General features: G+C 43.5%; 21 protein-coding genes. 14 read left to right on the top strand and 7 right to left on the bottom strand.

Annotated features, from left to right (window positions below; genetic code table 11):
* Positions 1–15 precede the first annotated feature (15 nt).
* Together CFE23_RS10570 and CFE23_RS10565 are read left to right on the top strand one after the other, a co-directional pair.
* Positions 16–759 (top strand): RDD family protein, encoded by a 744-nt coding sequence (locus CFE23_RS10570; RefSeq protein WP_291087626.1) that lies wholly within the window; start codon positions 16–18, stop codon positions 757–759.
* The gene (locus CFE23_RS10565; RefSeq protein WP_291087624.1) at positions 759–1373 is read left to right on the top strand and encodes a trimeric intracellular cation channel family protein; all 615 of its coding nucleotides are present in this window, start codon (positions 759–761) and stop codon (positions 1371–1373) included. Before CFE23_RS10570 ends, CFE23_RS10565 begins: the two co-directional genes overlap by 1 nt.
* Before the next feature lie 24 nt (positions 1374–1397).
* Here the strand turns inward: CFE23_RS10565 and CFE23_RS10560 are convergent, their stop codons facing one another.
* The gene (locus CFE23_RS10560) at positions 1398–3200 is read right to left on the bottom strand and encodes a gliding motility-associated C-terminal domain-containing protein (RefSeq protein ID WP_291087621.1); all 1803 of its coding nucleotides are present in this window, start codon (positions 3198–3200) and stop codon (positions 1398–1400) included.
* A 113-nt stretch (positions 3201–3313) separates the two neighbouring features.
* Here CFE23_RS10560 and CFE23_RS10555 point away from each other — a divergent pair, with 113 nt between their 5' ends.
* The 6 genes from CFE23_RS10555 to CFE23_RS10530 are packed head-to-tail and all read left to right on the top strand — an operon-like array spanning position 3314 to position 9734.
* Positions 3314–4288, top strand: coding sequence for a GNAT family N-acetyltransferase (locus CFE23_RS10555; protein WP_291087618.1), 975 nt, complete (start codon positions 3314–3316; stop codon positions 4286–4288).
* Between the two features lie 12 nt (positions 4289–4300).
* A complete protein-coding gene (locus CFE23_RS10550) occupies positions 4301–5401 on the top strand; it encodes a DegT/DnrJ/EryC1/StrS family aminotransferase (protein WP_291087616.1) in 1101 nt (366 codons plus the stop codon).
* The gene (locus tag CFE23_RS10545) at positions 5402–6688 is read left to right on the top strand and encodes an O-antigen translocase (RefSeq protein ID WP_291087613.1); all 1287 of its coding nucleotides are present in this window, start codon (positions 5402–5404) and stop codon (positions 6686–6688) included.
* A gap of 34 nt (positions 6689–6722) precedes the next feature.
* Positions 6723–6908: a hypothetical protein gene (locus CFE23_RS10540; RefSeq protein ID WP_291087610.1), complete on the top strand. Its 186-nt coding sequence runs from the start codon at positions 6723–6725 to the stop codon at positions 6906–6908.
* Positions 6908–8278, top strand: a complete 1371-nt coding sequence (locus CFE23_RS10535; protein ID WP_291087608.1) for a class I SAM-dependent methyltransferase — start codon at positions 6908–6910, stop codon at positions 8276–8278. The genes CFE23_RS10540 and CFE23_RS10535 overlap by 1 nt, the downstream gene beginning before the upstream one ends.
* 1 nt (position 8279) lies before the next feature.
* Positions 8280–9734: a sulfatase-like hydrolase/transferase gene (locus CFE23_RS10530; RefSeq protein WP_291087605.1), complete on the top strand. Its 1455-nt coding sequence runs from the start codon at positions 8280–8282 to the stop codon at positions 9732–9734.
* 6 nt (positions 9735–9740) lie between these two features.
* On the opposite strand, the gene CFE23_RS10525 is transcribed toward CFE23_RS10530, so the two are convergent.
* Genes CFE23_RS10525 through CFE23_RS10515 form a run of 3 tightly spaced genes read right to left on the bottom strand, consistent with a single transcriptional unit; the run spans position 9741 to position 13784 of the window.
* Positions 9741–11288, bottom strand: coding sequence for a hypothetical protein (locus tag CFE23_RS10525; RefSeq protein ID WP_291087603.1), 1548 nt, complete (start codon positions 11286–11288; stop codon positions 9741–9743).
* Positions 11275–12663 carry a hypothetical protein gene (locus CFE23_RS10520; RefSeq protein ID WP_291087601.1) on the bottom strand — a complete coding sequence of 463 codons (1389 nt, stop codon included), beginning with the start codon at positions 12661–12663 and terminating at the stop codon, positions 11275–11277. Before CFE23_RS10520 ends, CFE23_RS10525 begins: the two co-directional genes overlap by 14 nt.
* Complete coding sequence (locus CFE23_RS10515; protein WP_291087598.1) at positions 12651–13784, bottom strand: glycosyltransferase; 1134 nt, start codon at positions 13782–13784, stop codon at positions 12651–12653. The genes CFE23_RS10520 and CFE23_RS10515 overlap by 13 nt, the downstream gene beginning before the upstream one ends.
* 36 nt (positions 13785–13820) lie before the next feature.
* On the opposite strand from CFE23_RS10515, the gene CFE23_RS10510 reads away from it, so the two are divergent.
* A complete protein-coding gene (locus CFE23_RS10510) occupies positions 13821–14906 on the top strand; it encodes a glycosyltransferase (protein ID WP_291087596.1) in 1086 nt (361 codons plus the stop codon).
* Complete coding sequence (locus CFE23_RS10505) at positions 14882–15319, top strand: FdtA/QdtA family cupin domain-containing protein (RefSeq protein ID WP_291087594.1); 438 nt, start codon at positions 14882–14884, stop codon at positions 15317–15319. The genes CFE23_RS10510 and CFE23_RS10505 overlap by 25 nt, the downstream gene beginning before the upstream one ends.
* Here CFE23_RS10505 and CFE23_RS10500 read toward each other — a convergent pair.
* On the bottom strand, positions 15296–16210 hold the full coding sequence (locus CFE23_RS10500) for a glycosyltransferase (protein WP_291087591.1): 915 nt from the start codon (positions 16208–16210) through the stop codon (positions 15296–15298). The genes CFE23_RS10505 and CFE23_RS10500 overlap by 24 nt on opposite strands.
* Positions 16211–16281: 71 nt before the next feature.
* Here CFE23_RS10500 and CFE23_RS10495 point away from each other — a divergent pair, with 71 nt between their 5' ends.
* Positions 16282–17421, top strand: coding sequence for a glycosyltransferase (locus tag CFE23_RS10495; protein WP_291087588.1), 1140 nt, complete (start codon positions 16282–16284; stop codon positions 17419–17421).
* A gap of 150 nt (positions 17422–17571) precedes the next feature.
* Here the strand turns inward: CFE23_RS10495 and CFE23_RS10490 are convergent, their stop codons facing one another.
* Positions 17572–17727, bottom strand: coding sequence for a hypothetical protein (locus CFE23_RS10490; protein WP_291087584.1), 156 nt, complete (start codon positions 17725–17727; stop codon positions 17572–17574).
* Between the two features lie 31 nt (positions 17728–17758).
* The gene (locus CFE23_RS10485) at positions 17759–18442 is read right to left on the bottom strand and encodes an ATP-binding cassette domain-containing protein (protein ID WP_291087757.1); all 684 of its coding nucleotides are present in this window, start codon (positions 18440–18442) and stop codon (positions 17759–17761) included.
* 408 nt (positions 18443–18850) lie between these two features.
* Between CFE23_RS10485 and CFE23_RS10480 the strand changes: the two genes are divergently transcribed.
* From CFE23_RS10480 to CFE23_RS10470, 3 genes are all read left to right on the top strand, one after another.
* Positions 18851–21880 (top strand): tetratricopeptide repeat protein, encoded by a 3030-nt coding sequence (locus CFE23_RS10480; protein ID WP_291087581.1) that lies wholly within the window; start codon positions 18851–18853, stop codon positions 21878–21880.
* A 24-nt stretch (positions 21881–21904) separates the two neighbouring features.
* Positions 21905–23647, top strand: a complete 1743-nt coding sequence (locus CFE23_RS10475; RefSeq protein ID WP_291087578.1) for a TonB-dependent receptor — start codon at positions 21905–21907, stop codon at positions 23645–23647.
* Positions 23648–23716: 69 nt separating this feature from the next.
* Complete coding sequence (locus CFE23_RS10470; RefSeq protein WP_291087575.1) at positions 23717–24160, top strand: hypothetical protein; 444 nt, start codon at positions 23717–23719, stop codon at positions 24158–24160.
* Positions 24161–24312: the final 152 nt, after the last annotated feature.

Raw genomic sequence — 24312 nt, 5'->3', positions numbered from 1 at the left:
GCTAAAATAGAAAATATGACGCAATTATCGATTACCACGACACAGAATGTTAATATTAATTTCAGCTCGGCGTCCTTAGGGGTCCGGATCCTCGCACTTTGCATCGACCTGTTGATTCTCACGGCATACCTCACCTTCATTTTCTGGTTGGTAATGGACCTTTTTCATGTAGGCAGATTGACCGCAGACTGGGATTATTGGTCTGCTGCCGCGCTGAATATTATGCTGTGTCTTCCGGCGATGTTTTATTCGTTGCTGATGGAGAGTATCTTTGAAGGGCAAACTTTGGGCAAACGGCTTTTAAAGATTAAAGTGGTAAAGATTGATGGGTATCAGGCGGGTTTTGGGGACTACCTGATCCGGTGGCTGATGAAGCTCATTGATTTGTTTTTTGCATTTGGATTAGTGGGGCTTATCGCCTCGCTGGTAAGTGACAAAACGCAGCGATTGGGTGATATGGCAGCCGGTACTGCGGTTATCACACTGAAAAGTAATGTTACCATCGACAGCACAATCCTTGAGGAAATTGATGCCGAGTACGTTCCAACTTATCCCGGAGTGATTAAGCTTACCGATAACGACATCCGAATTATCAAAGAAACGTACCAGGTGGCGCTGAAGGACCGGGATTACCATATTTTCAGCAGGCTTTGTATGAAAATAGAACAGGTTACCGGAATCAGGAACCAATCTGGCAGCGACGAAATATTCGTAGCGATTGTCCTTAAGGACTATAATTACTACACCCGAAACATGTAATGGAGTCAAACGTCTTTTACCTGCTTGATGTGATTGGGACCTCGGCATTTGCCGTTTCCGGCGCCTTGACTGCGATGAATAAAAAGCTGGATCCTTTTGGGGTATATATTATTGCTTTTGTCACCGCGGTGGGTGGCGGAACGCTGCGCGACATTATGATTGGGCGCACACCTGTCGGGTGGATGCTCGACCTGAACTATGTATACCTGATTACTTTTGGTTTTTTTCTCGCTGTTATTTTTCGAAAGAAACTGGACCGCCTTCGGGTGTCACTTTTTCTGTTCGATACCATCGGGTTGGGCGTTTTCACGCTCGTGGGGATTGAGAAAGGGATCAGCGTGGGACTTCATCCGGTCATCTGCATCGCGCTCGGGACCATGTCTGCGAGTTTCGGCGGGGTGATCCGCGATATTTTGTGCAATGAAATTCCGGTTATTTTCCGACGTGAGATTTACGCTACGATTTGTATAATCGGCGGCACGGTGTTTTTCGGGATGCGGCATTTCGGTTTCGACAAAGACTGTGTATATCTGGCCACTTCATCGGTTATTATCGCCCTAAGGCTTATGGCGGTGAGATTCAAGTGGTATTTGCCGGCGTTAGAGAGACAGTAATTTACACGGACCTCAAAGGTTTGGTTACTTCTTCAGGTATACAAATCCAGTTAACGGCTGGGGATAGTCCGGGTCGTTCAGCTCCAGGATATAAAAGTAAGTGCCACTGGGAAGATCACTGCCAAACATCCTTAAACCCTCGGTAGCAGTGCCATTCCAGTCTTCAGTATTGTTGTTGCCCGTCCAGACCAGTTTTCCCCAACGGTTGTAAATGGAAAGCTGGAATTTCAGGAAAATATCGCGTAGTCCGTCAATCAGGAAGGTGTCGTAGAAGTCATTGGGAAATGGCTCCACCAGATTATAGACTTTCGGTGGACAGTTTCTTGTGAGCAGGTTGAAAGCCGCAACACTATGGCATATCCCGTCGCTAATCCGTACAAAAACCTGGTCGGGTGCCACAGTAACATAGTTTTCCGGTGATGTAATTTCATTTATATTGGATTCGGCGTCTTCCTGGGTACTAAAAAAAGCAGCGGTGTAATCAGGATTTACTTTTACAAGGTCAACATAGGATGTAAAATCAAAGGTTCCGCGGCCAAGACGTTCATTGCAGGAAATCAGGTCCGGTAATGGATTGAATGGCGGAGAGACATCCAAGGTGACTGGCAATGCATCACTGTTGTTATTTTCATTGATTTCGGTAATGCTTCCCACACCCAATTCGTCGCTGTCGATTACTAATTCGAGCGTAAAATCTATTGGGATGTTTTCCGGTAATTCGACCGTTATGGTTCCGTTTTCACTGCCGTTGATTGGAAGCTCATTTACCGTCGTGGCTGATCCAACGAAAATGCCATCAGCAAAAACAGCAATCTTCGTATTTGGGGGAAGTGGGTCGGTGCTGTTCGGATTAGAAACGGTATAATCTACCGTAATAAATCGTGAATTACAGGATTTTTCAACGTTGTTGATGGCTATTACTGCGTCGGGAAGCTGGCTGTTGAGCTTGGTCACAATCGCATTAATCATTACAAAGTCCTGGCTCGAGGTTAGCTGGATCAGGGCGCTGGTGTCGCCAATATTAATATTGCCTTCAATGGTATACACGTCGAGATCCATGTTGTACAATTCACTGGAATTTGTAAAGCTGTTTGTCCCATTAAAAGCATTGCTGGCAGGGTTTAACGCGTTGCTTAACAGATTCCCATTGATGCGCAGGGATTCATTCATTGAAATATTTTTATCGCCTTCCCAGGCTAAGAACCCAATTTTGGCATCCTGGTCATCGATAACGTTTAGGCTGTCCAAGGTAATGTTGATTACGCTGGGCACGGCCTGCATTCCGTCGTATATGTTCAGTTGGTTTAAGGGCAGCGCGGCATTTTCATACACAACGATTACCGCCCAGCCCCCGAAATTGCCTCCTGAAGGGCAATAAGGATCTATAATAGCAGTAAGGTCAAGTCCGGTGAAATCATAATTTGCATTCCCGGTGGCGGTAACGAGATTGGTAATGTCTGCGAAGGCGCTGAAGCAGGGAAATCCTGCAGAATTGGTAATGCTGAACGTCCGTTGCGCCGTAATGGCCTGGCCGTTTAGGGATACATCAAAATCGCCTGTGCCGGATCCGGCCCAATACAAATAGGCACTTTGGATGACATCGTCAGGAGCGAGGTTCAAATCAGCAGCGGAGGAAGTAAGGATATTGCAGGGTGGCGCGGGTTCGCCGTCAACGTTGTTGTTTTCCTGGGTGTTTAGTGTGTTGCCAAAAAAGGTGAAATCGTACCGCCCGTTGTACTGGTGGTAAAGCGAAATATTCTGTGCCCGCACAGCACAGCACAACAATACAATCGCCAGGCCATATAGATGGCGTAATCTCAGTTTCACAGTGTAATTTTGAGTTTAAAGATACAAATATTTTATTTGGATGGCTTTTTCATAAAACGCAGCCGCAGCAAACCAAAAAAAATCAGTAATTTTCGCGGAGTTAATAGAAACGCTTGAAAAACTATACCGTAACACGATTTAAAAACGCAGATTCGAACGCATGGAACGATTTTCTCCCCACTGCGAGAAATGCCACTTTTCTTTTTGATCGCCGTTTCATGGATTACCATTCGGATCGTTTTTCAGACTTTTCAATAATGGTATTTGAATCCGGACAATTGGTAGCCTTGATGCCCGCCAACAGGAAAGCGGATGTGTTTTATTCGCATCAGGGACTGACTTATGGAGGATTGGTCTACAGTACACTGAAATTGGCTGATGTCATCGCGGTTTTTCAGCAAATCCTGAAGTTCCTTCATCATGAAGGCATTACAAAATTGGTTTATAAGACCCTTCCCGAAATTTATTCTGAGAAGCCATCGCAGGAAATGGAATACGCTATATTCCTGGCAAAGGCCGATCATACCCGAAGAGATGTGCTTGCTGTGCTCGACCTTTCGCTCAAAAACGACCTGTCGGAGGTTCGCAAACGCGGCATCAAAAAAGGAGAAAAAAACCAATTGGCAATTGTCGAAGACGGTGATTTTGCGACTTTCTGGGATAAAATATTGATTCCAAATCTCGAAAGCCGGCATCAGGCAAGCCCGGTGCATACGGTCGAAGAGATTGAATTGCTGGCAAGCCGGTTTCCGAAAAATATCAGGCAATTTAATGTGTACCATAATGATGAAATCGTGGCAGGAACTACGATATTTGTTACGCCTCATGTTGCTCATGCACAATATATTGCGGCCAATGAAACCCGTTCCGGTCTGGGAAGCCTTGATTTTTTGTTCAATGAACTGATTCAGAAGGTATTCAGGGAAAAAAGATACTTTGATTTTGGGATTTCGAACGAGGAACAGGGGACCAAACTAAACGCCGGGCTGTCCTATTGGAAGGAAAGTTTTGGCGCTTCAGCAGTAGTGCAGGATTTTTATGAAATACCGACAGGAAATTATCGCTTGCTGGATAACGCAATCATTTAATAGCAGTTGCTTATGATCTCTTTTTTAGACCTGAAGAAAATAAATGCGCCTTATGAAGTTGCCTTCCGCGAAAAGATGGATGTGATCCTTCAAAAGGGCTGGTTTATTTTAGGGGATGAGGTGCAGGCATTTGAAAGCAATTATGCGGGCTATTGCGGGACAAAACACTGTATCGGTGTGGCTAACGGACTCGATGCGCTGGTATTGATTCTCAAAGGATACATCCATCTCGGAAGACTGACCAAAGGCGATGCGGTAATTGTTCCGGCGAACACTTTTATCGCCACCATACTGGCCGTACTGGAGGCGGGGCTGGTGCCTGTTCCCGTGGAGCCGGATGCTGCTACGTTTAATCTGGATCCGAAACAAACAGCATCGAGTGTCACCAAAAATACAAAAGCCATTATTGCCGTTCACTTGTATGGCCAACTGGCAGATATGGCGGCTTTATCTACAATCGCAAAAAAACACAACTTGCTGCTGATTGAAGATGCCGCGCAAGCGCATGGCGCAAAAGACGCTGCCGGTAATAGGGCTGGCAGTCTTTCCGATGCTGCGTCCTTTAGCTTTTATCCGGCCAAAAATCTCGGCGCTATCGGCGATGCCGGTGCCATCACTACTAATGACGATGATTTGGCCAAAGTAATTCATGCGTTACACAATTACGGCAGTACCACCAAATATAAACATGATTTCATCGGAGTTAATTCAAGGCTGGACGAGATTCAGGCTGCTTTTCTAAACATTAAGTTGGAAAAACTGGATGCATCAAATAGAAGAAGGATTGGTATTGCAGGGATGTATGCTGCTGAAATTTCTAACCCAAAGATTTCGCTGCCGGAGTTTGGGCCGGGAGAAAGCCACGTATTTCATCTATATGTTATCCGAACCGCCGACAGGGATGGCTTACAGCAATATCTAATGTCGCAGGGTATCAGCACCCAGGTCCATTATCCCGTTGCCCCACACCAACAAAAGGCTTTGGAAGGCTGGTTTGATAGTCCTTTACCCATTACTGAGAAAATTCATGGAGAGGTTTTGAGCCTGCCCATTTCTCCTGTCATGACCGATAACGAGGTGCGTTTAGTGATTGCAGCCTTAAACCGATACTAATTGCACTTTTTTAAAACCATATTAGCAAAACCATTGTTCAAAGCAACGTCGCTGAATGCGGTGAGTGTGGCTTTAAAAATCGCGATTGGCTTAGTCACTTCAAAGATTATCGCCATCTTCGTAGGGCCTTCCGGAATGGCATTGACGGGTAACCTGCGCAATTTTATGGCGTCGCTGGAGACAGTTGGTACCCTTGGATTCCAGAACGGCATTGTAAAATATACCGCTGAGAATAAAGGCAACGACACCGAATTAAAAAAGATATTGTCCACCATTTTCATCAGCCTTGCAGCCGTCGCCTTTGTGCTGAGTGGTTTATTGTTTTTCCTCGCGGATTTTTGGAACGATACTGTTTTTGGAAAGGCAAACGGTTATGCCGTTTTGTTTAAGGTATTGGCTGCAGCGATGCCGTGGTATATTGCCTCTTTAATCCTTATTTCGGTAATTAATGGGTTTGGCAGGTTTCGGGAGGTGGTGTACGTCAACATTATTGGCAATATAATGGGACTTATCCTTTCAGTAATATTAATCTGGCAATTCCACACTTTCGGGGCGCTACTGTCCATCATCATTTCGCCTGCCGCAATGTTTTTTGCTGCCATCGGTTTCATGCCAAAAGAATTTCAGGTCTGGAAGTACCTGGACAGGAAAGTGTTTTCGCTGAAAATCGTAAAAAAACTATCCTCATTTTCACTGATGGCGTTGGTGTCTGCGGTAATTTCGCCATTGGTATTTGTAGTCATAAGAAACCACATTATCGCGGTTTCTGGTATTGCCAATGCGGGGTATTGGGAGGCGATAAGCCGGATTTCCGGATTTTACATGTTGTTTATCGCAACCATAGTATCCGTATATTACCTGCCCAAATTGGCCAGTGCTAAAACGGATGGAGATACCAGATACACAATCTTCAGCTATTGGAAGTACATCATTCCGCTATTTTCAGTGGGGCTTATTGTATTGTATTTCCTTCGGCATTTCGCAATCAACATCATCCTCACCAAAGCTTTTCAACCAGTCGAATCCTTGTTTTTCTGGCAGCTTGCCGGAGATCTTTTGAAGGCTTTTACGGTAATTCTGGGTTATGCGCTGGTTGCAAAAAGGTATACCGTCGCATTTATTGTCACCGAATTCATTTCGATGGGAATCATGTATTTTGGGACAGGCCTTTTCGTCGCAAAATATGGTATCGAGGGTGTGGTGATGGCGCATTTCCTTACCTATGTGGTTTACGCGGCAATCCTTTTGGTGTTTTTCAGGAAAGTTTTGTTTAGAACGGCCAATTGAAAATAAATTAATTAGTTTTGAAAAAATTATAAAAATGACCCCATTATATTTCGATCCGGGAACTGGAGCATTAATTGTGCAATTTTTTGCCGCTGCCGCTGCCGGAGTATTATTGTTTTATAAATCGGTAAAATCAAAAGTAAAGTCAATCTTTGGGATTAAAGAAAAGAAACAGGAGGATTTTATGGATGAAGAGAACGAAAAAGAGAACGAAAAATAATGGTGCCCGATAGAGTTCCCGCTTCGTTCCGCGATCCGTCAGGATTTGTCTTTCGTGATGGCGAAGTCATAAAAAGATGGATTGGCCCGTTGTACCTGAGGCAGTATGAAGCGCTCACCCAAAGCGGTTTTTACAAATCACTGTTCCAAAAACACTACCTGATACCACATCTTGAAGTGGACCGTACCGCGGAACATGTCATCATACAACCTGAAACCATTCCGTTTATTACCTATCCATACGAGTGGAGTTTCCTACAATACAAGCATGCCGCGCTGCTGACGCTGAAAATCCAGAAATACGCTTTGGAGCGCGACTTTATTTTAAAGGATGCTTCTGCATTCAATATTACTTTCCACAACGGCAAGCCGGTATTTATCGATAGCCTTTCCTTTGATTTTTATGAAGAAGATACGCCATGGCATGCATACAAACAGTTTTTGACGCATTTTCTCGGCCCGTTGGTGCTTGCCCATTATTATGGTTTGGATTACCTTAAAACATTGTCAGTCGATATTGACGGCATCAGCCTCGGGAAGCTTTCGGCGCTGCTTCCGCTGAAAAGTTATTTAAGTCCGATATTGTATACCAACATCCATCTGGCTGCGAAATACGAGCAAAAGCATGCTTCAAAATCAGCTACAGACAAGGCCAGGCTTTCAAAAAATGCCCAGATAAAACTGCTCGACGCGCTGTATGCCTATATCGAATCGTTGGCCGTCAGGCAGCAGACAGAGTGGGATGATTACTACAATCAAACCAATTACGAAACGGAGGCGTACGAACAGAAAAAGCAATTTACAAACACCTGGGCCACGGCCATCAAAGCCAGGAGGATACTCGACCTGGGGGGAAATGACGGCACATTTTCCAGGGAACTGCCGGAAAGTGTGGAATCGATTATCGTCGCCGATGTCGATGCTAACGCTGTGGGACAGAACTACAGCAAAATACTGAAAAACAAGGAACGCAACATCCTACCCATTGTTGCTGACATCCTCAATCCGTTTCCCGGAATAGGATTTAACAATACAGAACGCTTTTCCTTTCTTGGGCGACTAAAAGAATGGCAGGCCGACGGATGTCTCGCGCTTGCTGTAATCCATCATATTACGCTGTCCGGCAATATTCCGTTTGACATGTCGGCCAGGCTTTTTGCCGGAATTTCAGAACACCTGCTGATTGAATTTCCAAACCGCGAAGACTCCTGGGTGGAATTCCTGCTAAACAGTAAAAGGGATTTCAAGGCCCATTTTGACTTTTACAACGAAGACAATTTCGAAAAAGAATACAGCAATTACTTCGACATCGTAAGCAAAGTTCCGATACGCGCCTCACACAGGATTTTATACACGATGAAAAGAAAATAATATGAATCTGCTAAGGTGGGTCAACAGCTTCGTCAACAGCGATCGGGATTATCCGCTCCTGACCGGTTTTATGTCCGGCCTTTATCCATTGTTGTTTTTTTATTCGGGGAATTATGAGTCGATTAATTCAATAGCGCACCTTTGTTTTTTCATCGGACTGTTTTTGGTTTTGCCGATGGTATTTTTTTATACCGCATACAAAACCGCTGCGTATTTCCGGAAAACGGCGCATTACAAACGGCATCTGCTTTTTGTACTCGTTATCGAGGTGACGGCCACGTTTTTATCGCAGGTTCACTACCTGACGCTTAAAAAGAAATTGCTGCTTGGACTGTTGATTGTCCTGGTGGTGATTTCAAAAAAGTTTCACAACCAATATAGAAAGGTCGTCATATTCCTGATGCTGTTGTGTATTTTCCCAGCAGCGAAGGTGATTTATACTTTTGTGTCGAAGCAAGTCCGTAACCCGGATCGTTGGATGGCTCAAAGTGACGAAATCCGTAGCATAAAATTTACAAAAACCCCAAATGTGTACTTCATCGAGCCCGATGGTTATGCAGGTCAGGATGCTATGGGCGAAAAACCATACGCATACAACGACACGATGTTTGATTACCTTAAGTCTAAATCTTTTACGATTTACAGCAATACCATCAGCAATTATCCTGCCAGCCTGGCATCGAACGCTTCGATGTTCGGGATGAAGCACCACTACCTTGGGAAAATCCTGGAATCGCCATTCGAAATGGAAAATGCGCGTGATATTATATGTGGAAACAATCCCGTAGTCGAAATTTTTAAGCGCAATCAATACAAAACCCATTTTATTGTTGAAGATGAATATTTCCAGAAGAATTTTTCGGGTGGCGAATACGACTTTTACAACATACACAACAGCGAAATTCCATATTTCAGTGACGACAACAGTGTTAAGAAAGACGTTTATGAGGATTTAAAAAAATGTATTTCAGCCCGCCATAAACAATCGGCTCCCGCATTCTACTTTATTGAAAAATTGCTGCCGCACCATATTGCCTTTGATGGCTCCGGTGTTGAAAAAGAGCGTGTTACTTATTTGCGAAATATCGAAAAATCGAACGAATTTATTCGCAAAACAATCGACCTGATTGATCAGAATGATCCAAATGCCCTCGTGCTGATCGTTAGCGACCACGGCGGCTGGGTTGGAATTGAGAATATTGATGAAATGTTTACAACAAAAGATCCGATATTGCTTCGGTCGATTTTCAGCAACCTGATCGCCATCCGCTGGAATGATCCGTCCCATACAAAGTATGATGCCTATTTGCGTTCCAATGTAAACATCTTCAGGATATTATTTGCGTATCTTGCGCAGGATAACACTTTACTGCAGCATCTTGAAAAAGATGACGCCTACCACATCCGGCAGCACAGCCTTTCCAAAAAACCGGAAAAAGTTCTGGAGCGAAAGTGATGCAACTTATTTGACATCCCGCGCATACACCTGAACCTGTAAATCAGCAGCATCGATATTTTTCCGTGCCCGGATGTTGTATCCTTCATATTGGTAAGCCTTAAAATGAAGACAGCTTGGCCCGCTTTTGAGCAATTTGTAATTATCCTGATTACGGTATTTGCGGTAATCCATCAGATCATCGAACGGGTAAAATCCACCGCTATTGATAAAGACAAGTTCAGGCGCATTGGGTTCTGGAAATTTCTTTTTGTTAATCGAAAAATTCGGCATAAATGACCTGCTTTTACTGTATTCGAACACTTCAATTGCTTTTTTAAAACGACACTGGTTAAAACAATCCCAGGCCATGTCCTTCGGATAAACGTATCGTTTGTATTCCTGAATTTTCAGGCAGCAACCCACACTTAAACTGATGCTGAGACCTAAAACGACAGCCGTCACAACGGAATGCCGCATTTTAAAACGTTGCACGGCGTACACTGTAAAAATGACAATAAACGGGATAAATTGCTTGATGAGCCGCGCATACCAGACGACCTTATGAAAATAGTAGCCCATGGTTGAATAGACCAGGAAGAAAAAGCAAAGTATCACAAAAGTCACATAAATATCAGGAATACGGAGTTTCCGATGACGCATGAGATCCCATACGACAATACCTACGAATGTACACAGGCCAGCAGTAAGAAAAAGGCCAACGGCACCTTCAGCTTCAAAAAGGTATTTAAAAATGAACGAAAAACATTCATCAAAAGAGCCCTGTGTTATTGTTCCCGACAAGCGCATAGATGTTTCAATAAACGAAACACCACCGCATCTTGATATGCCTTCAAAAATCAGCAGGCATCCCAAACTGCCCGATATAAATACGACCATTCTTTTAAAACCGGAAAACCTGTAGGCGGCGTCTTTTTCGGTCACAAAACAAAAAAACGGCAATGACAAGAACAGCAGGATGTATCCAGGATAGCACAAATAGCCAAAAAATGCAAGCATTCCAAGGGAAAAGATTTTTCGGTAACCGATCGGGGTATTTTCGGTTTTGATAATTTTATAAAACACGTAATACAAAATTACAAGGCTGCCGTCGTAAGGATCGGCGTGGCGCAAAGAAATGTAAGAAACCACCATCGTCGATAAAATTAATACGCTAAACAGACTCAGGAATCTGTCCTTCAGATAGTACAGTGAAACTTTGTAATGCAGTAACAAAAGCAGGCAGTAAATAATGTAATTGTAAATAAAAACAGGAAACGCATTTTTGGATTCATAAATTTCCATACCAAAGATTTGCGCTGAAATATATTGACCGATGGTCGGCAGCACCTTTACCACGGTATCGCCAGGCCTGCCCTTTGTGGAAAACAAGAATTGTATGGCAGTATGGAGATCACCCTCAGCCAGACACTTTAAAACCTGTCCGGATGCACGATAGCGGTCTTCGTCAGGGAAAGCCAGAAACCCTTGATTTACCAGTGTGATTTTGAAAACAGATACCGCTACAATCAAGAATAGCAGCAGTTTATTTCGGTGGTACCTAATGCTCTTCATTTCGGCTTAATTTGTAGATATTGTAATAGGCTGTCTTTCCGTATAAGGGTGTTTTGACCGTTTTGTCCATGTCCTTCCGGATGAAAGCAAAATCATAAGCCTGTAAGGTATCTGCGCTGGCCAAAAAGGCATGACGGTCGAATATGGTGTAACGCTGATATCCGCCAGTGATGAGGTGGAATTCTAAATTTGTACGCAATAGAACGCCGTCAAAAAAGTAGCGCCGATTGCCAATGATGTCGGGTATGATTTTATCGGCCGTAATATTAACGGCGAGGTCGCGTTCCTCATACCGGTAGACCTGATTGTTGAAGTGAACCAATAAAATGATTTGAGCGGCCAGTAGTGCCGTAATTAATATCCATTTCCTCATGCCGGCAATTTGGTCCTTATAGGGTAGCAAAATGATGATTACAAATAGGGCACTATAGTAATTAAACACGCGGACAAATGGGATTACATGATGAAGTGGCAGCAATAGGGCCGGCATCACTAAAAAAAGCAAAGAAAAATACACGTCTCTCTTTTGGCGTCTTTTTATCAATAGGATTATTGACGTGATGAGCGGCAACAGCATTACCAACCAATGGAAACTGGTCATTTCCCTTAAAATAATGAGATAATAGCCAGGTATCGCTTTGGCCGCATTGAAAAAAGTCATTTTCCGCTCTATCGAAATGTGTGTGAGGGCCTGGATGCCGTCCGTCAGGATAATGGGCGTATACAACAGCAAAACCACAGCACAAACGACTGCGCCCGAAATCAACTGCGGGCGTGTCATTTTCTTTAAAGAAAACAGGAGGAACGCATGGAGCATCACGAAAGCATAAACGAATGTGGGGATCGCATAAAATCCCAGAATACAGTACATACTGAAAAAAAACCAGCTCTTTCTGGTACTGATGTTTCTCGCAATATTAAAGGCCATAAAGAGTGCAGCGATGAAAAAAAGGTTGTAAAGCCCATACCCACGTGACATGTAGCTGTAATATACATTCATGAAGATCATCGATGATAGCGCCACAACAGCCAACGCCATGTTCTGGTTAAAGTGCTTTGAAATAAAACGGTACAGTACCGCCATCCCGATGACGTTGGCGATAATGCTGGAAATCCGCAGCTTCAACAAATCGGATAGTAAAGGGATATATTTTGTAACATTGGTTATTACCGAATGTAGAATGTGGTTATTGGGTGCTGGGTAATGCGTAACCGATGTGGTAAAGCCTTCGTGTGTAAAATGGACGAATGTCCAGGCCTCGTCATACGAAACAGGCATAATCACCGCAAAGTATACTGATGCCAATGCCGGAATGATAAAAACAGGTAAACCACCCCACAGGGTGTTGTATTTTATCGTATTTATGACTGCCATGCCTGAACATATTTGCCTGCAATTTCAAGATAATGGTGTTCTTTCGCTACAAACGCTGCCGCGCGTTTTCCAATCGCTTTTATTGCTTCCCGATTTTCGATCAAATAAGAAAGTTCGCTGACAAGATAACGGACATCCGGCAACGCATCAACTGCGACCACGCCATCCAATCCGTAGTAATCAAGAAATGCTGGTCCGGCACCGGTAAAGACGACTTTGCCACGTGCCATCGCTTCGAGCGCGTTGTAACCCTGGTCAATAGCATAACATTGGTCTAACAGGATGTGGGCGCTATTGTACGCTTTTATATATTCATCGTAAGGGATGCTCTTCGTAACAATAATCTCCGTCTTGTCTGCGTATTTTTCGCTGATAATTTTCAATGCCTCTTCAAAAAAATCGCATCCTTTTTGATAATAATTGTCCTTGTTGATGCCTAAGAAGATCACCACTTTTTCAATTCCCGGAAGGGGTTCGCTTTTTAGTTTGTCGGTATTGACAGGATTCGGAATGATGCCCAGGTATTTTGGATTGCCGACAAGTGGCAGGTGATAATCAAGATCCGACGCGATCACGCCGGAAATGCGTGTGTAGAGGAATTGATGTAGCTGTTGGAATTCATTGGTTCGGAACTTCAAAACGGACTGGAATTGTCTGTTCCCAATTTTTCCATCGCGGTACGGCTGCACTACCGATTTCGTGTCGGGATGGTCGAAGTAATAGTTGACATTGGCGTAATCTGTGCCGCAGGAAAGCAGAAATACTTTTTTATTGTTATTAAAAATGTAATCGAGTATCTTACTTTCATAGGCATATCCGCACTGGAAGCTGTTTTCATTGATAAGCTGCACTACATCGTAACCGGAAAATAAATCGCGGTTTTGGTAAAACTGTCGAAAAGTGAGATGCGAGGTGAGGTCAAAGCCCGTTAATTTGAAGAGGAGCACTTTGATTTTCTTTGCTATCCCCGAATCCCAACGCTTGGTAATCCTGACGTCTACCGGAAAATTTTTAAACCCGTCATTGAAACCGGCAATCTTTACCTGATGCCCTTGTTGCAGCAATCCTTCCTTCAGGGAATTGTGCAATCGGCTGTATTCTCCTACGAGTAAGATGTTCATATATTAGTATATTTGACAAATATATGAAAGTAAATAATGTCTGCAGTTAAAGTCCTTATTGTAACGGCTTCCCTTGGCGGCGGTGGCGCTGAACGTTCCGCAGCACTGCTTTCAATACTGCTTTCAGACGCAGGATATGATGTACACATTGTCAGTGTTCTCGATGATATCCAATATGATTATAAAGGGAAATTACTGAACCTGGGCTTGTTGAAAAGTGCAGATCATTCTACTTTGGGAAGGTTGAATAGGCTGTTGGTACTGCGGAAATACCTGAGGGAACAACAATTCGACTGGGTGATTGACAACCGTACGCGTACTGTTTCATGGTCAGAATGGGTAATATCACGATGGATCTATCCGGCTAAAAAGACGATATATGTCGTCAGGAATTTCAGGGCCGACCTTTATTTTCCTTCCAATACATTTATAGCGAAAAAGATATACCAACTGTCGCCGTATATCGTTGCAGTTTCAAAAGAAGCCGCTGAAAATATCCGTAAAATTTATGGCTACAAAAATGTCATCACAATCTACAATCCTGCCGCCAATGAAAAGATCATAGAAATGGCTAATGAGCAGCAGATTTCGGGTCAGTTCATCCTGTCTTATGGTCGGTTGCATGACGAGAGTAAAAACCTGTCACTTTTAATTGAATCGTATGCGAAATCCAGCCTGCACCAAAAAAAGATACTGCTTTATATTCTTGGCGATGGCGATGATCTCGAGATGCTGAAGGATAAGGTCCAGGCTTTACAATTATCGGATAGCATCATTTTTGTACCGAAGCAGCATAATCCGTTTCCTTACGTAAAATCAGCGTTGTTTACCGTTTTGAGCAGCCGTTATGAAGGATTTCCAAGGGTGGTAATTGAATCGCTTGCCATCGGCACTCCGGTAGTTTCAGTGGATTGCAGTTCCGGGCCGAAGGAAATCATTATGAATGAGCACAACGGAATTTTAGTCGAAAATTACAATCCGGAAGCATTGGCCCAAGCCATGAATCGCCTTGCGGAAGACCAGAATTTATACCATATTTGTAAAACCAATGCCCAAACGAGTATCGCCCATTTATCGGCTGAAAATATCTTAAACGAATGGAACAAAATCCTGAAAAAATAAACACAACCATCGACGATGCACGGCTGATTGACATCCCGAAAGTACATGACGTACGCGGTAATCTCTCCGTGGTCGAAGGCAATACGATTCCGTTTAAGATGAACAGAATTTACTACCTCTACGATGTTCCCGGCGGCGAGGAAAGGGGCGGGCACGCGCATATTGACAACCAGGCCGTCGTCATTGCGCTCAGCGGCAGTTTTGATGTGGTGCTGAAAGATGGTACAACTGCCAAAACGATCATGCTGAACAAACCCAGCCAGGGATTGTTGATTCCGACAGGAATTTGGCGGGAACTTCAGAATTTTTCATCGGGTTCCGTTTGCCTCGTGATTGCTTCGGATTTGTTTACCGAAGACGATTACATTCGCGAATACGACGATTTCGTATCATTTAAAAACCGAAGAGGCTAATCCGTAACGGACCAATTGTTCGCGTAAACCAATCGCAATCCTTAAAGCAAAAGGCGGGAGCGTTAGCACCATTTTCTTTTTCGGACTTAAATTATTTTGGTCTATTGCGCTGTAAAACTTCAGGAAACTATCATAATCGCCATTCAATTTTGATTTAACGGCCAGAGAAAACCGGTTCAGGTCCAGGAACTTCTTTAGTACTGGGTTCGTTTTTTCCGCTTCGGAAAATTTTGAAAAATCAACCCGGGTGTTTTGGTTTCGGGAGAGGCTTCTTGGGTCATAAACATACCGCGCCAGAATTTTATTGCTGAATACGACGGGAAATTCCAATCCCATCCGCATCCATAAATCGATATCCTCGCTGTTCGACATGGTTGTATCGAAAACACCGGCGCTTTCAAACACACTTTTATGGAACGCAGCGCATGAAGTACAGATAATCGTTTCCTTTTGGCTGGCAGCAAAATAATTGACCACCTGCGTTTCCTTTTTTTCTATTGAATACACGGCGGGGATGACCGTTTTCGGCGTTTCAATTTCTATCGCCGCAGCAAAAACACTTTGGTCCGGGAATTGAGCGATGTTGTCCCGCATCGTTTGCAGAAATTCCGGATACCAGTAATCGTCGGCATCGAGGAACGAAATAAAGTCAGATGCGGCATGATCGATACCAAAATTACGCGCGGCAGAAACCCCATCGTTGGGTTTTGAAAAATAACGGACTCTGGAATCGATGATGGTTTTTGCTTTTTCAGCGCTGCCATCGGTTGAGCCATTGTCGATGACCAGGATTTCAAAATCACCAAAGGTTTGTGCCAATACACTTCGGAGCGTGTTTTCAATAAAACGCTCCTTATTGTAAAGCGGTATGACGACTGAAAAAAAAGGCATGGGCATTATTTTGTTCAAATATAATCAAATCGGTTTTGCATACCTAAAAATGCTATTTTTGTGCCATTGTTATGCCTGAAAAAAGACTCCACATCGTTAGTTTTGATTATCCTTACCCGCCGGATTTTGGCGGAATCATCGATGTATTTTTTAAAATTAAGGCGTTACACAAAATAGGGTATAAGATTTACCTCCACACTTTTTCAGAAGAAATCCCAAAATCGTGTCCTGAACTGGAAGCTGTTACCGAACGGGTATTTTACTATCGGTTTTCATACAACCCGCTGTTGTTTTTTTCCGGAATTCCATATTCCGTGATGTCAAGAAATGACAGTACGCTGCTCAACAATTTAAAATCAATCGATGCGCCGATCCTGTTTGAAGCGCTCAAGACCACGTATCTGGTAAATAAGAAACAACTGGAAGGATTTAAAAAAATCCTGCGGCTGCACAACATCGAGCAGGATTATTACAAGGGCGTTTCAAAATCGGAAAAATCGCTGGTGAAAAAGATTGCATTTGCTTTTGAACAATTGAAATACCAGTCTTATGAGCAAACCATCCGGTCGTTTAATCACGTCTTAGCTTTGTCTCGGTTTGAGGAGCAATACATCAATAGAAAATTTGGAAATGCCAGCTACGTGCCGGTTTTTCATGGCAACGAATCGGTGGCTGAATTAGGGGGTAGCGGCACGTATGCGTTATACCACGGCGATCTGAATACCGCCGACAACAGGAAAGCGGTACGTTTTTTAATCGATGCATTTGCCGATATTCCCGGCTTTAAACTGGTGATTGCTTCCGGGTCAGGGGAATCGTTTGTAAGGGGCGTCATCAGGCAGCAAGCGAACGTTGAATTTGTTCCATTGGTTGATTTTAACCACCTCAAATCGCTGATGATGGCCGCGCACATCAACATCAGTTGGTCATTCCAGAAATCGGGAACAAAGCTTAAAGTAGTCAATGCACTTTTTAACGGAAGGTTTTGTATTATCAACAACAATATTATCGATGACCCAGCGGTGAGCGACCTCTGTATTACCGCCAAAGACAGGAAGCAACTCATCAATGCTGTAAATCGTTTGAAAGCGGTTCCTTTTGATGATTATGAAAGGAGGCAACAGGTGCTCAAAACACACCTTGATGATGGCGCCAATGCCTTATTGATTGATCAGATTCTGTCGGAAACAATAGCCAAAGTACCGGCTTAAAGGTTGTACCTGAAAATGCAATAGATTGCGCGAAATCCGTCTTTCCAATTGATTTTTTTGCCCTCTTCATACGTTCGGTCGTAATAGGAAGTCCCGACTTCGTATATGCGTACTTTTGGAATTCTCGAAATTTTGGCAGTGACTTCCGGTTCAAATCCGAACCAGTTTTCTTTCAGGTTCAGTGACTGAAGCAGCTTCAGGGTTTTCAGCGATGTATTTTTCGGTGCCGTCGGTGGAGTAGTCGTCGACAAGGATAATCTCTTTTGAAATATTGTCCGTTAATTCCGCTTCTTTGATTTTGTCCAAAATCAGGTGGACGGTTTTGGCTTCATTGACGTTATACCGTTTTCTGTACAACTTCAAAAATCGTACCGCTTTCGCATTTTAATGTTTTGGAAGGGAATTTCAACAGCAATGCATAATCGTGTGTTGCCATGATCACGGTTTTTCCATTCCCGTTGATTTTACGCAACACTTCCAGAACCTCTACACTGGTCTGAGGATCCAGGTTTCCTGTGGGCTCGTCGGCAAGAATCAATTCGGGATCGTTTAATAGGGCACGGGCAATTGCCACACGCTGCTGCTCCCCGCCGGAAAGCTGGTGCGGCATCTTGTGAACCAGTTTTTTCATGTCTACTTTCTCCAGGACCTCGTCAATTTTTTCCTGCATCGCGGCATTGTCTTTCCAGCCGGTCGCTTTCAGCACAAACAACATGTTGTCATTGATGCTCCTGTCCGGCAGTAATTTAAAATCCTGGAAAACAATCCCAATTTTGCGGCGCAGGAACGGAATCTGTGATTCTTTCATCTTCATCAAATCGTACCCTACGATATGGGCTTCGCCTTCATCGATTTCCAGGTCTGCGTAAAGCGTTTTTACAAGGCTGCTCTTTCCTGTTCCGGATTTTCCGATGATGTAAATAAATTCGCCTTGGTTCACCTCGAGGTTTACATCAGACAGGATCAGGTTTTTTTCCTGGTAGATATTGACATTTTTAAGCAGTACGACAGGCTGTGACATGGTTCCGGTTTTGTTAGTGGTGGTAAAAGTACTAAGATAACGCTCGTATTCAAAATAAATTTTCCCAACTGTAAACGCCGCATTGGCTGTGGGCCATTTCTGAAGCATAAGAAATAGTTTCTGACGGTTAAGGAGTAATTTCTGAAGGATAAGAAGTAGTTTCTGAAGCATAAGAAATGGTTTCTGAAGCATAAGAAATGGTTTCTGAAGGGTATTAGATATTTCGGACTGTTTTAAATCGATTTTTGATGGATCTAACGCATGTTCTGGTCTACTGAAGCCCATTTCTGGAATTCTTAATATTTTGTTATAATCCCCATCGTTGACAACTGTGTTAATACTAAATCCACTTTTCAGTTCGTTATCCCGGCGAGGAATGATATATTTGAAAATTAAACCAACACCAAGATGCACAGACTTCAAAAGCTACTCTTATTGTCTTTACTCGCTTTGTCCACAAGCCTTTCCGCACAAAAATCAGCTGTTTACACGAATGACCTTGCCGCTTTCAACCGCGCGGTGGAGCTCTATAGGGACAAACAGTACCAGTCTGCCCAAATTATTTTCGAGAAAGTGAAACAGGAAGTTTCCGGAAAGGCTGCGGCCCAGGATATTGAAGCGGACTGTGCGTATTACATCGCGAATTGTGCCATCAGGCTAAATCAGGGCGGTGCGGACAGGCTGATGGAGGATTTCGTAACCAATTATCCGACCAGCAGCAAGCAAAACCAGGCGTATATCGAAGTGGCGGAATATTATTTCGAACAGGGGCAATATCCTGACGCGTTGGAATGGTTTGACAAGGTGGATGAAAGCCAATTGAGTGCTGATGACACTGAAAAATTCAACTTCCAGAAAGGGTACAGCTATTTTACGGCAAAAAATAAAAAGGAAGCGACAAAGTACTTCAATACGGTAGCCAATTCAAAGACTTATGGCTCACAGGCGAAATATTATCTGGGTTTCATGGCTTATGAAGCCGATGATTATAAAGAAGCCAGCAAGCAATTTGAACAGGTAGCGGATCAGGACAAATACAAAGAAAAAATGTCGTATTTCCAGGCCGACATGAATTTCAAGCTTGGAAATTTCCAGAAAGCCATCGATGATGGAAATACCGCCATGGCCAAATCCAATGCGTTGGAAAAATCGGAGCTGAATAAGATCATCGGGGAGAGTTATTTCAACCTGAAGCAATATGAAAAGGCGATTCCTTACCTAAAGGAATACAAGGGAAAAAAGGGCAAGTGGAACAACACCGATTTTTATCTTTTAGGGTATTCCTACTACCAGCAAAATGATTTTGAAAATGCGATTGCGCAATTCAACAAGATTATCGACGGGAATGACTTTGTGGCGCAGAATGCCTATTACCACCTAGGCGAAAGCTACCTGAAAACCGACCGGAAGCAGCAGGCGCTAAATGCGTTTAAAAACGCATCGGAAATGGCTTTTGACGCCAAGATACAGGAAGATGCCTTTTTGAATTATGCCAAACTGAGTTACGATATTGGGAATTCTTACCAAACGGTACCGGATGTGCTTTCGGCTTTTTTGGATAAATATCCGTCGAACCCAAACAAACCGGAGATTGAAACGCTGTTGATCAATTCGTTTATCACGTCAAAGAATTATAAAGGTGCGCTGGCATTGCTGGAGAAGAATAAAAGTTTTGCAAACAAACAGGCGTACCAGAAAGTCACTTTTTACCGTGGGCTTGAACTGTACACCGATGGAAGCTACCAGGAGGCATTGGCGATGTTTAAGAAATCGCTTGGCGAACCACGTGACCCGAAATTTACGGCAAGAGCGACATTCTGGAAAGGGGAAACGGAATATGTACTCGACAATTTCTCTGAATCGTTGATCAGTTTCAAGCAGTTTACGGGTTATGCCGAAGCAAAATCCACTCCGGAAAATAAAAACATCAGTTATAACTTAGGTTATGCGTATTTCAAGTTGAAGGAATATGACCAGGCTGCGGCCAATTTCCAAAATTATGTCACTTCGGTAAAGGATGACAAAGTGCGCCTGAATGACGCTTACCTGCGGTTGGGCGACAGTTATTTTGTGAGCACCAAATACTGGCCGGCGATGGATGCTTACAACAAAGCCATTGAAATGAAAGGGGTAGATGCGGATTATGCTGCGTTCCAGAAAGCCATCAGTTACGGATTTGTAACCGGCAGGAACCAGAGCAAGATTGATGACCTGAATAAATTCCTGCAGGCTTTTCCAAAATCGCAATACCGTGATGATGCGCTGTATGAATTGGGAAATACTTATGTAGCGGAAAAGAAAACGGATGATGCGGTGAAGACGTTTGATAAATTGGTTGCGGAATTTAAGAACGGAATTTACGCGGCGAAGTCGGTATTGAAGCAAGGGTTGGTGTATTACAATGCGGATAAGGACCAATTGGCTTTGACAAAATTTAAAAAAGTAGCTGCGGATTACCCGAACACGCCTGAAGCGTTGGAAGCGGTTTCGACGGCCAGGCTCATTTACGTCGACAATGGCCAGGTTGATGAATATGCTACCTGGGTGAAAACACTGTCGTTTGTAGAAGTTTCTGATGCTGAGTTGGACAACGATACTTATGAAGCCGCAGAAAAGCAATACCTGCAGAACAACACGAAGCAGGCAATTGCCGGTTTCTCAGGCTATACAGCGAAGTTTCCAAACGGGATCCATGCGTTGAATGCTAATTTTTACCTAGCGCAACTGTACTACGCGGATGGATTGGAAGAAAATGCCACGCCAAAATATGAATACGTGGCTGCGGCGCCGAAAAACGAATTTACCGAGCAGGCACTTGTCCGGTTGTCGCAGATTCATTTGAAAGCGAAGCAATACGACAAAGCCATCCCGGTGTTGCAACGCCTTGAAATGGAAGCGGATTATCCGCAAAACATCACCTTTGCACAGGCCAACCTGATGAAGTCGTTTTATGAAAAAGAAGATTATCCATCGGCAGTGACATCCGCTGAGAAAGTGTTGGCGAATCCAAAGACAGACGATAAAGTGCGCAGCGATGCCCAGATTATCGTGGCGAGATCAGCGATTAAATCAAATGACGAAGCGAAAGCAAGGACCGCTTATGCGAAACTTTTGACGATGGCCAAAGGAGAAGTCGCTGCGGAAGCATTGTATTATGATGCTTATTTCAAAAATAAGGATGGCAAATTTGAAGCATCGAACGCTGTGATCCAGAAACTGACGAAAGATTATTCAGGCTATAAATATTTTGGCGCCAAAGGACTTGTGGTAATGGCCAAAAACTTTTACGGATTAAAAGATGCTTTCCAGGCCAATTATATCCTGGACAGTGTGGTTAAGAATTTCACTGATTTTCCGGATGTAGTGGAAGAAGCTACAAAGGAACGCGACGCGATCCAGGCCGAAGAAGCCAAAACCAATTCCTCAATCCAGAAGTAAACAGCAGCAAGAAACCGAAAAATTATGAAAATCAATTTCCAATATACCGCACTTATTTTATTACTCGCGACGTTCCAGTTTTCATCGGCACAAAAAGAAGGGGAAGATTTGGGTAACGAGGTCGTGAATGTCGTGAAGCCTTACGCACCGACCATTTCAGATGCGTTTAAAATCAAGGAAACGCCTTCACTGGAAGATGAAGACAATTCCAAAAAAGAAGAGATCAAGTACAACATATTTTCATTTCCCGTAGCGTCAACCTTTACCCCTTCGAAAGGAAGGGCCGCTGCGGTCGATAAAACAGCGCAGGAGCGGTTGTTTAAGAATTATGTGACGCTGGCTATAGGAAATTATGGCAATGCCAATGCCGAGTTGTTCGTTACGGAGAATGTGGGCGAAAGCGGCTATATAGGGGGCATGCTGCGTCATTTCTCCTCACAGGGCGGCATTAAGGACCTGGTACTCGAAGACAAGTTTTCGAATTCCGCATTGGATTTGACATATGGATACAAGCAAAGCAACCTTTCATGGACCGCTGATTTGGGTTACCAGCACCAGATTTATTACTGGTATGGTGTCCAACAGGATTATTTCGGCGTACCAGATCCGGCAAAGTATAATGGCGTAGATGCCCAGCACACGTTCCATAACTTTTATTTGGGTTCGAAGTTGGCCCTGAATGACAGTTTCTTCAAAGAAGCCAGCTTTAAATTCAACCGTTTCTGGGATTCATTTGATTCGGCAGAAAACCGTTTCTACATCAAGCCTTCATTTGATTTCACGATCAATGATACCAAGATCAAGACGGATCTGATTGTGGATTATGTGGGCGGGGATTTTAGCAATAATTACGATGATACTGGTGCGATTAAATACGGTTATACTAATTTTGGGGTGCATCCAAGTTTTGTGATCAACCGTTCTGACTGGACCATCGATCTGGGTGCGGCGGCTTTTTACAGTCTTGACCTTGAAAACAGCAACAATAAATTTTTTGTCTATCCGGAAATCAATGCGTCACTCAAAGTGGTTGGCGACCTGATGATTTTCTATGCTGGGGCTGAAGGCGGCCTGGATCAGAATTCATACCGGGATTTGTCGAACCAAAACCCGTTCGTTTCCCCGACATTATCTATAGCACCAACAGACAGGCAGTATGATATTTTTGCCGGACTTAAAGGGAAATTATCAAGTGCGGTGAGCTACAATGTAAGGGGTTCTTACACCAGCGAGAAGAACAAGGCCTTGTTCCTCGTCAATCAATTGCCGGATGTGGGCGTAGGATTTTTAAGTGATTTCAAAGGCTATCAATTGGGCAATTCTTTCCAATTGGCCTACGACGATGTCAAAACCATTAGCTTTTTCGGTGAGCTTAAAGCCGATTTTACGAAGAACGTAGCGTTTGGCGTGAATGCAACATTTAACAGTTACAAAACGGATGCACAGCAGGAAGCCTGGAATTTACCCGCGTTGAAACTCGCCACCACGGTTGATGTCAATATTACACCGAAATGGTATGCCGGCGCCTCGTTGTTTTTTGTTGGAGAGCGGAAAGATTTGATCCAATATGGCATTGGAGGGACAGACATTGCGACGCTCGACAGTTATTTGGATGCGAACGCACATGTAGGGTTCAAATACAATGAGCGGTGGACCGCTTTCCTTAAACTGAACAACATTGCGAACCAGGCGTATGAAAAATGGCTGAATTATCCGGTGCAGCAGTTCCAGGTGATGTTGGGGGCTAACTACAAATTTGACTTCTGATACGTATTATAAATTTTAATTTATAAATGGGTCACGACGCCATTTAAGATTTAGAATGTATCATTCAAAATGAAACAAAAAATTCATTCGCATTACTGCCAGTTGGTCCAGGATAAGATTGACGTGTTTCGGGATATGATCTCCGCGTTGGCAGAGGACTCGCGGAATGATGCGAAAGGCTCCGCGGGTGATAAGCACGAAACCGCATTGTCCATGATGCACATCGAGCAGGAAAAGCTGAACTACAAGCTCGCTGAAAATCTGGAGCAGAAAGCCGTTTTAGACCGGATTGATCCCAAAGTGAACTCCGAGAAAGTTATTCCCGGAAGCCTGGTGACGGCAAATGGTTTGCTCCTTTATGTTTGTACTGCATTGCCAAAAATTACTGTTGACGGAACAACCATTTTTGCCTTGTCTCCACAGTCTCCGCTCGGGGAAAAACTGATGGGGAACGCCGTCGGCCATTCGTTTAAATTGAATGAAAGCACATACACGATTGAAAGTATATTGTAGTCTAAAGTTACAGATTTCAACCATATTTTGCATTTCTATTACCTCGGCTTATAAATTTACTTAAAAGGCATCCTAATTGTTTTTATTTGAAACCGATATATTGGATTTGGTTTCATAATCGTAAGTCATCATCCATCTTTGCCTTGTCAAAA

It is taken from the genome of Flavobacterium sp. BFFFF1 (genome assembly GCF_002256285.1).
Lineage (GTDB): Bacteria > Bacteroidota > Bacteroidia > Flavobacteriales > Flavobacteriaceae > Flavobacterium.
The sequence above is the reverse complement of the archived record's forward strand: the minus strand, read 5'-3'. Positions and strand labels throughout refer to the sequence as shown.

What these genes read in the sequence shown, in the direction of transcription:
- CFE23_RS10570 (WP_291087626.1), top strand. Translation starts at nt 16, where the DNA reads ATGACGCAATTATCGATTACCACGACACAGAATGTTAATATTAATTTC.
- CFE23_RS10565 (WP_291087624.1), top strand. Translation starts at nt 759, where the DNA reads ATGGAGTCAAACGTCTTTTACCTGCTTGATGTGATTGGGACCTCGGCA.
- CFE23_RS10550 (WP_291087616.1), top strand. Translation starts at nt 4,301, where the DNA reads ATGATCTCTTTTTTAGACCTGAAGAAAATAAATGCGCCTTATGAAGTT.
- CFE23_RS10540 (WP_291087610.1), top strand. Translation starts at nt 6,723, where the DNA reads ATGACCCCATTATATTTCGATCCGGGAACTGGAGCATTAATTGTGCAA.
- CFE23_RS10535 (WP_291087608.1), top strand. Translation starts at nt 6,908, where the DNA reads ATGGTGCCCGATAGAGTTCCCGCTTCGTTCCGCGATCCGTCAGGATTT.
- CFE23_RS10530 (WP_291087605.1), top strand. Translation starts at nt 8,280, where the DNA reads ATGAATCTGCTAAGGTGGGTCAACAGCTTCGTCAACAGCGATCGGGAT.
- CFE23_RS10525 (WP_291087603.1), bottom strand. Translation starts at nt 11,288, where the DNA reads ATGAAGAGCATTAGGTACCACCGAAATAAACTGCTGCTATTCTTGATT.
- CFE23_RS10520 (WP_291087601.1), bottom strand. Translation starts at nt 12,663, where the DNA reads ATGGCAGTCATAAATACGATAAAATACAACACCCTGTGGGGTGGTTTA.
- CFE23_RS10515 (WP_291087598.1), bottom strand. Translation starts at nt 13,784, where the DNA reads ATGAACATCTTACTCGTAGGAGAATACAGCCGATTGCACAATTCCCTG.
- CFE23_RS10510 (WP_291087596.1), top strand. Translation starts at nt 13,821, where the DNA reads ATGTCTGCAGTTAAAGTCCTTATTGTAACGGCTTCCCTTGGCGGCGGT.
- CFE23_RS10505 (WP_291087594.1), top strand. Translation starts at nt 14,882, where the DNA reads ATGGAACAAAATCCTGAAAAAATAAACACAACCATCGACGATGCACGG.
- CFE23_RS10500 (WP_291087591.1), bottom strand. Translation starts at nt 16,210, where the DNA reads ATGCCTTTTTTTTCAGTCGTCATACCGCTTTACAATAAGGAGCGTTTT.
- CFE23_RS10495 (WP_291087588.1), top strand. Translation starts at nt 16,282, where the DNA reads ATGCCTGAAAAAAGACTCCACATCGTTAGTTTTGATTATCCTTACCCG.
- CFE23_RS10485 (WP_291087757.1), bottom strand. Translation starts at nt 18,442, where the DNA reads ATGTCACAGCCTGTCGTACTGCTTAAAAATGTCAATATCTACCAGGAA.
- CFE23_RS10480 (WP_291087581.1), top strand. Translation starts at nt 18,851, where the DNA reads ATGCACAGACTTCAAAAGCTACTCTTATTGTCTTTACTCGCTTTGTCC.
- CFE23_RS10475 (WP_291087578.1), top strand. Translation starts at nt 21,905, where the DNA reads ATGAAAATCAATTTCCAATATACCGCACTTATTTTATTACTCGCGACG.
- CFE23_RS10470 (WP_291087575.1), top strand. Translation starts at nt 23,717, where the DNA reads ATGAAACAAAAAATTCATTCGCATTACTGCCAGTTGGTCCAGGATAAG.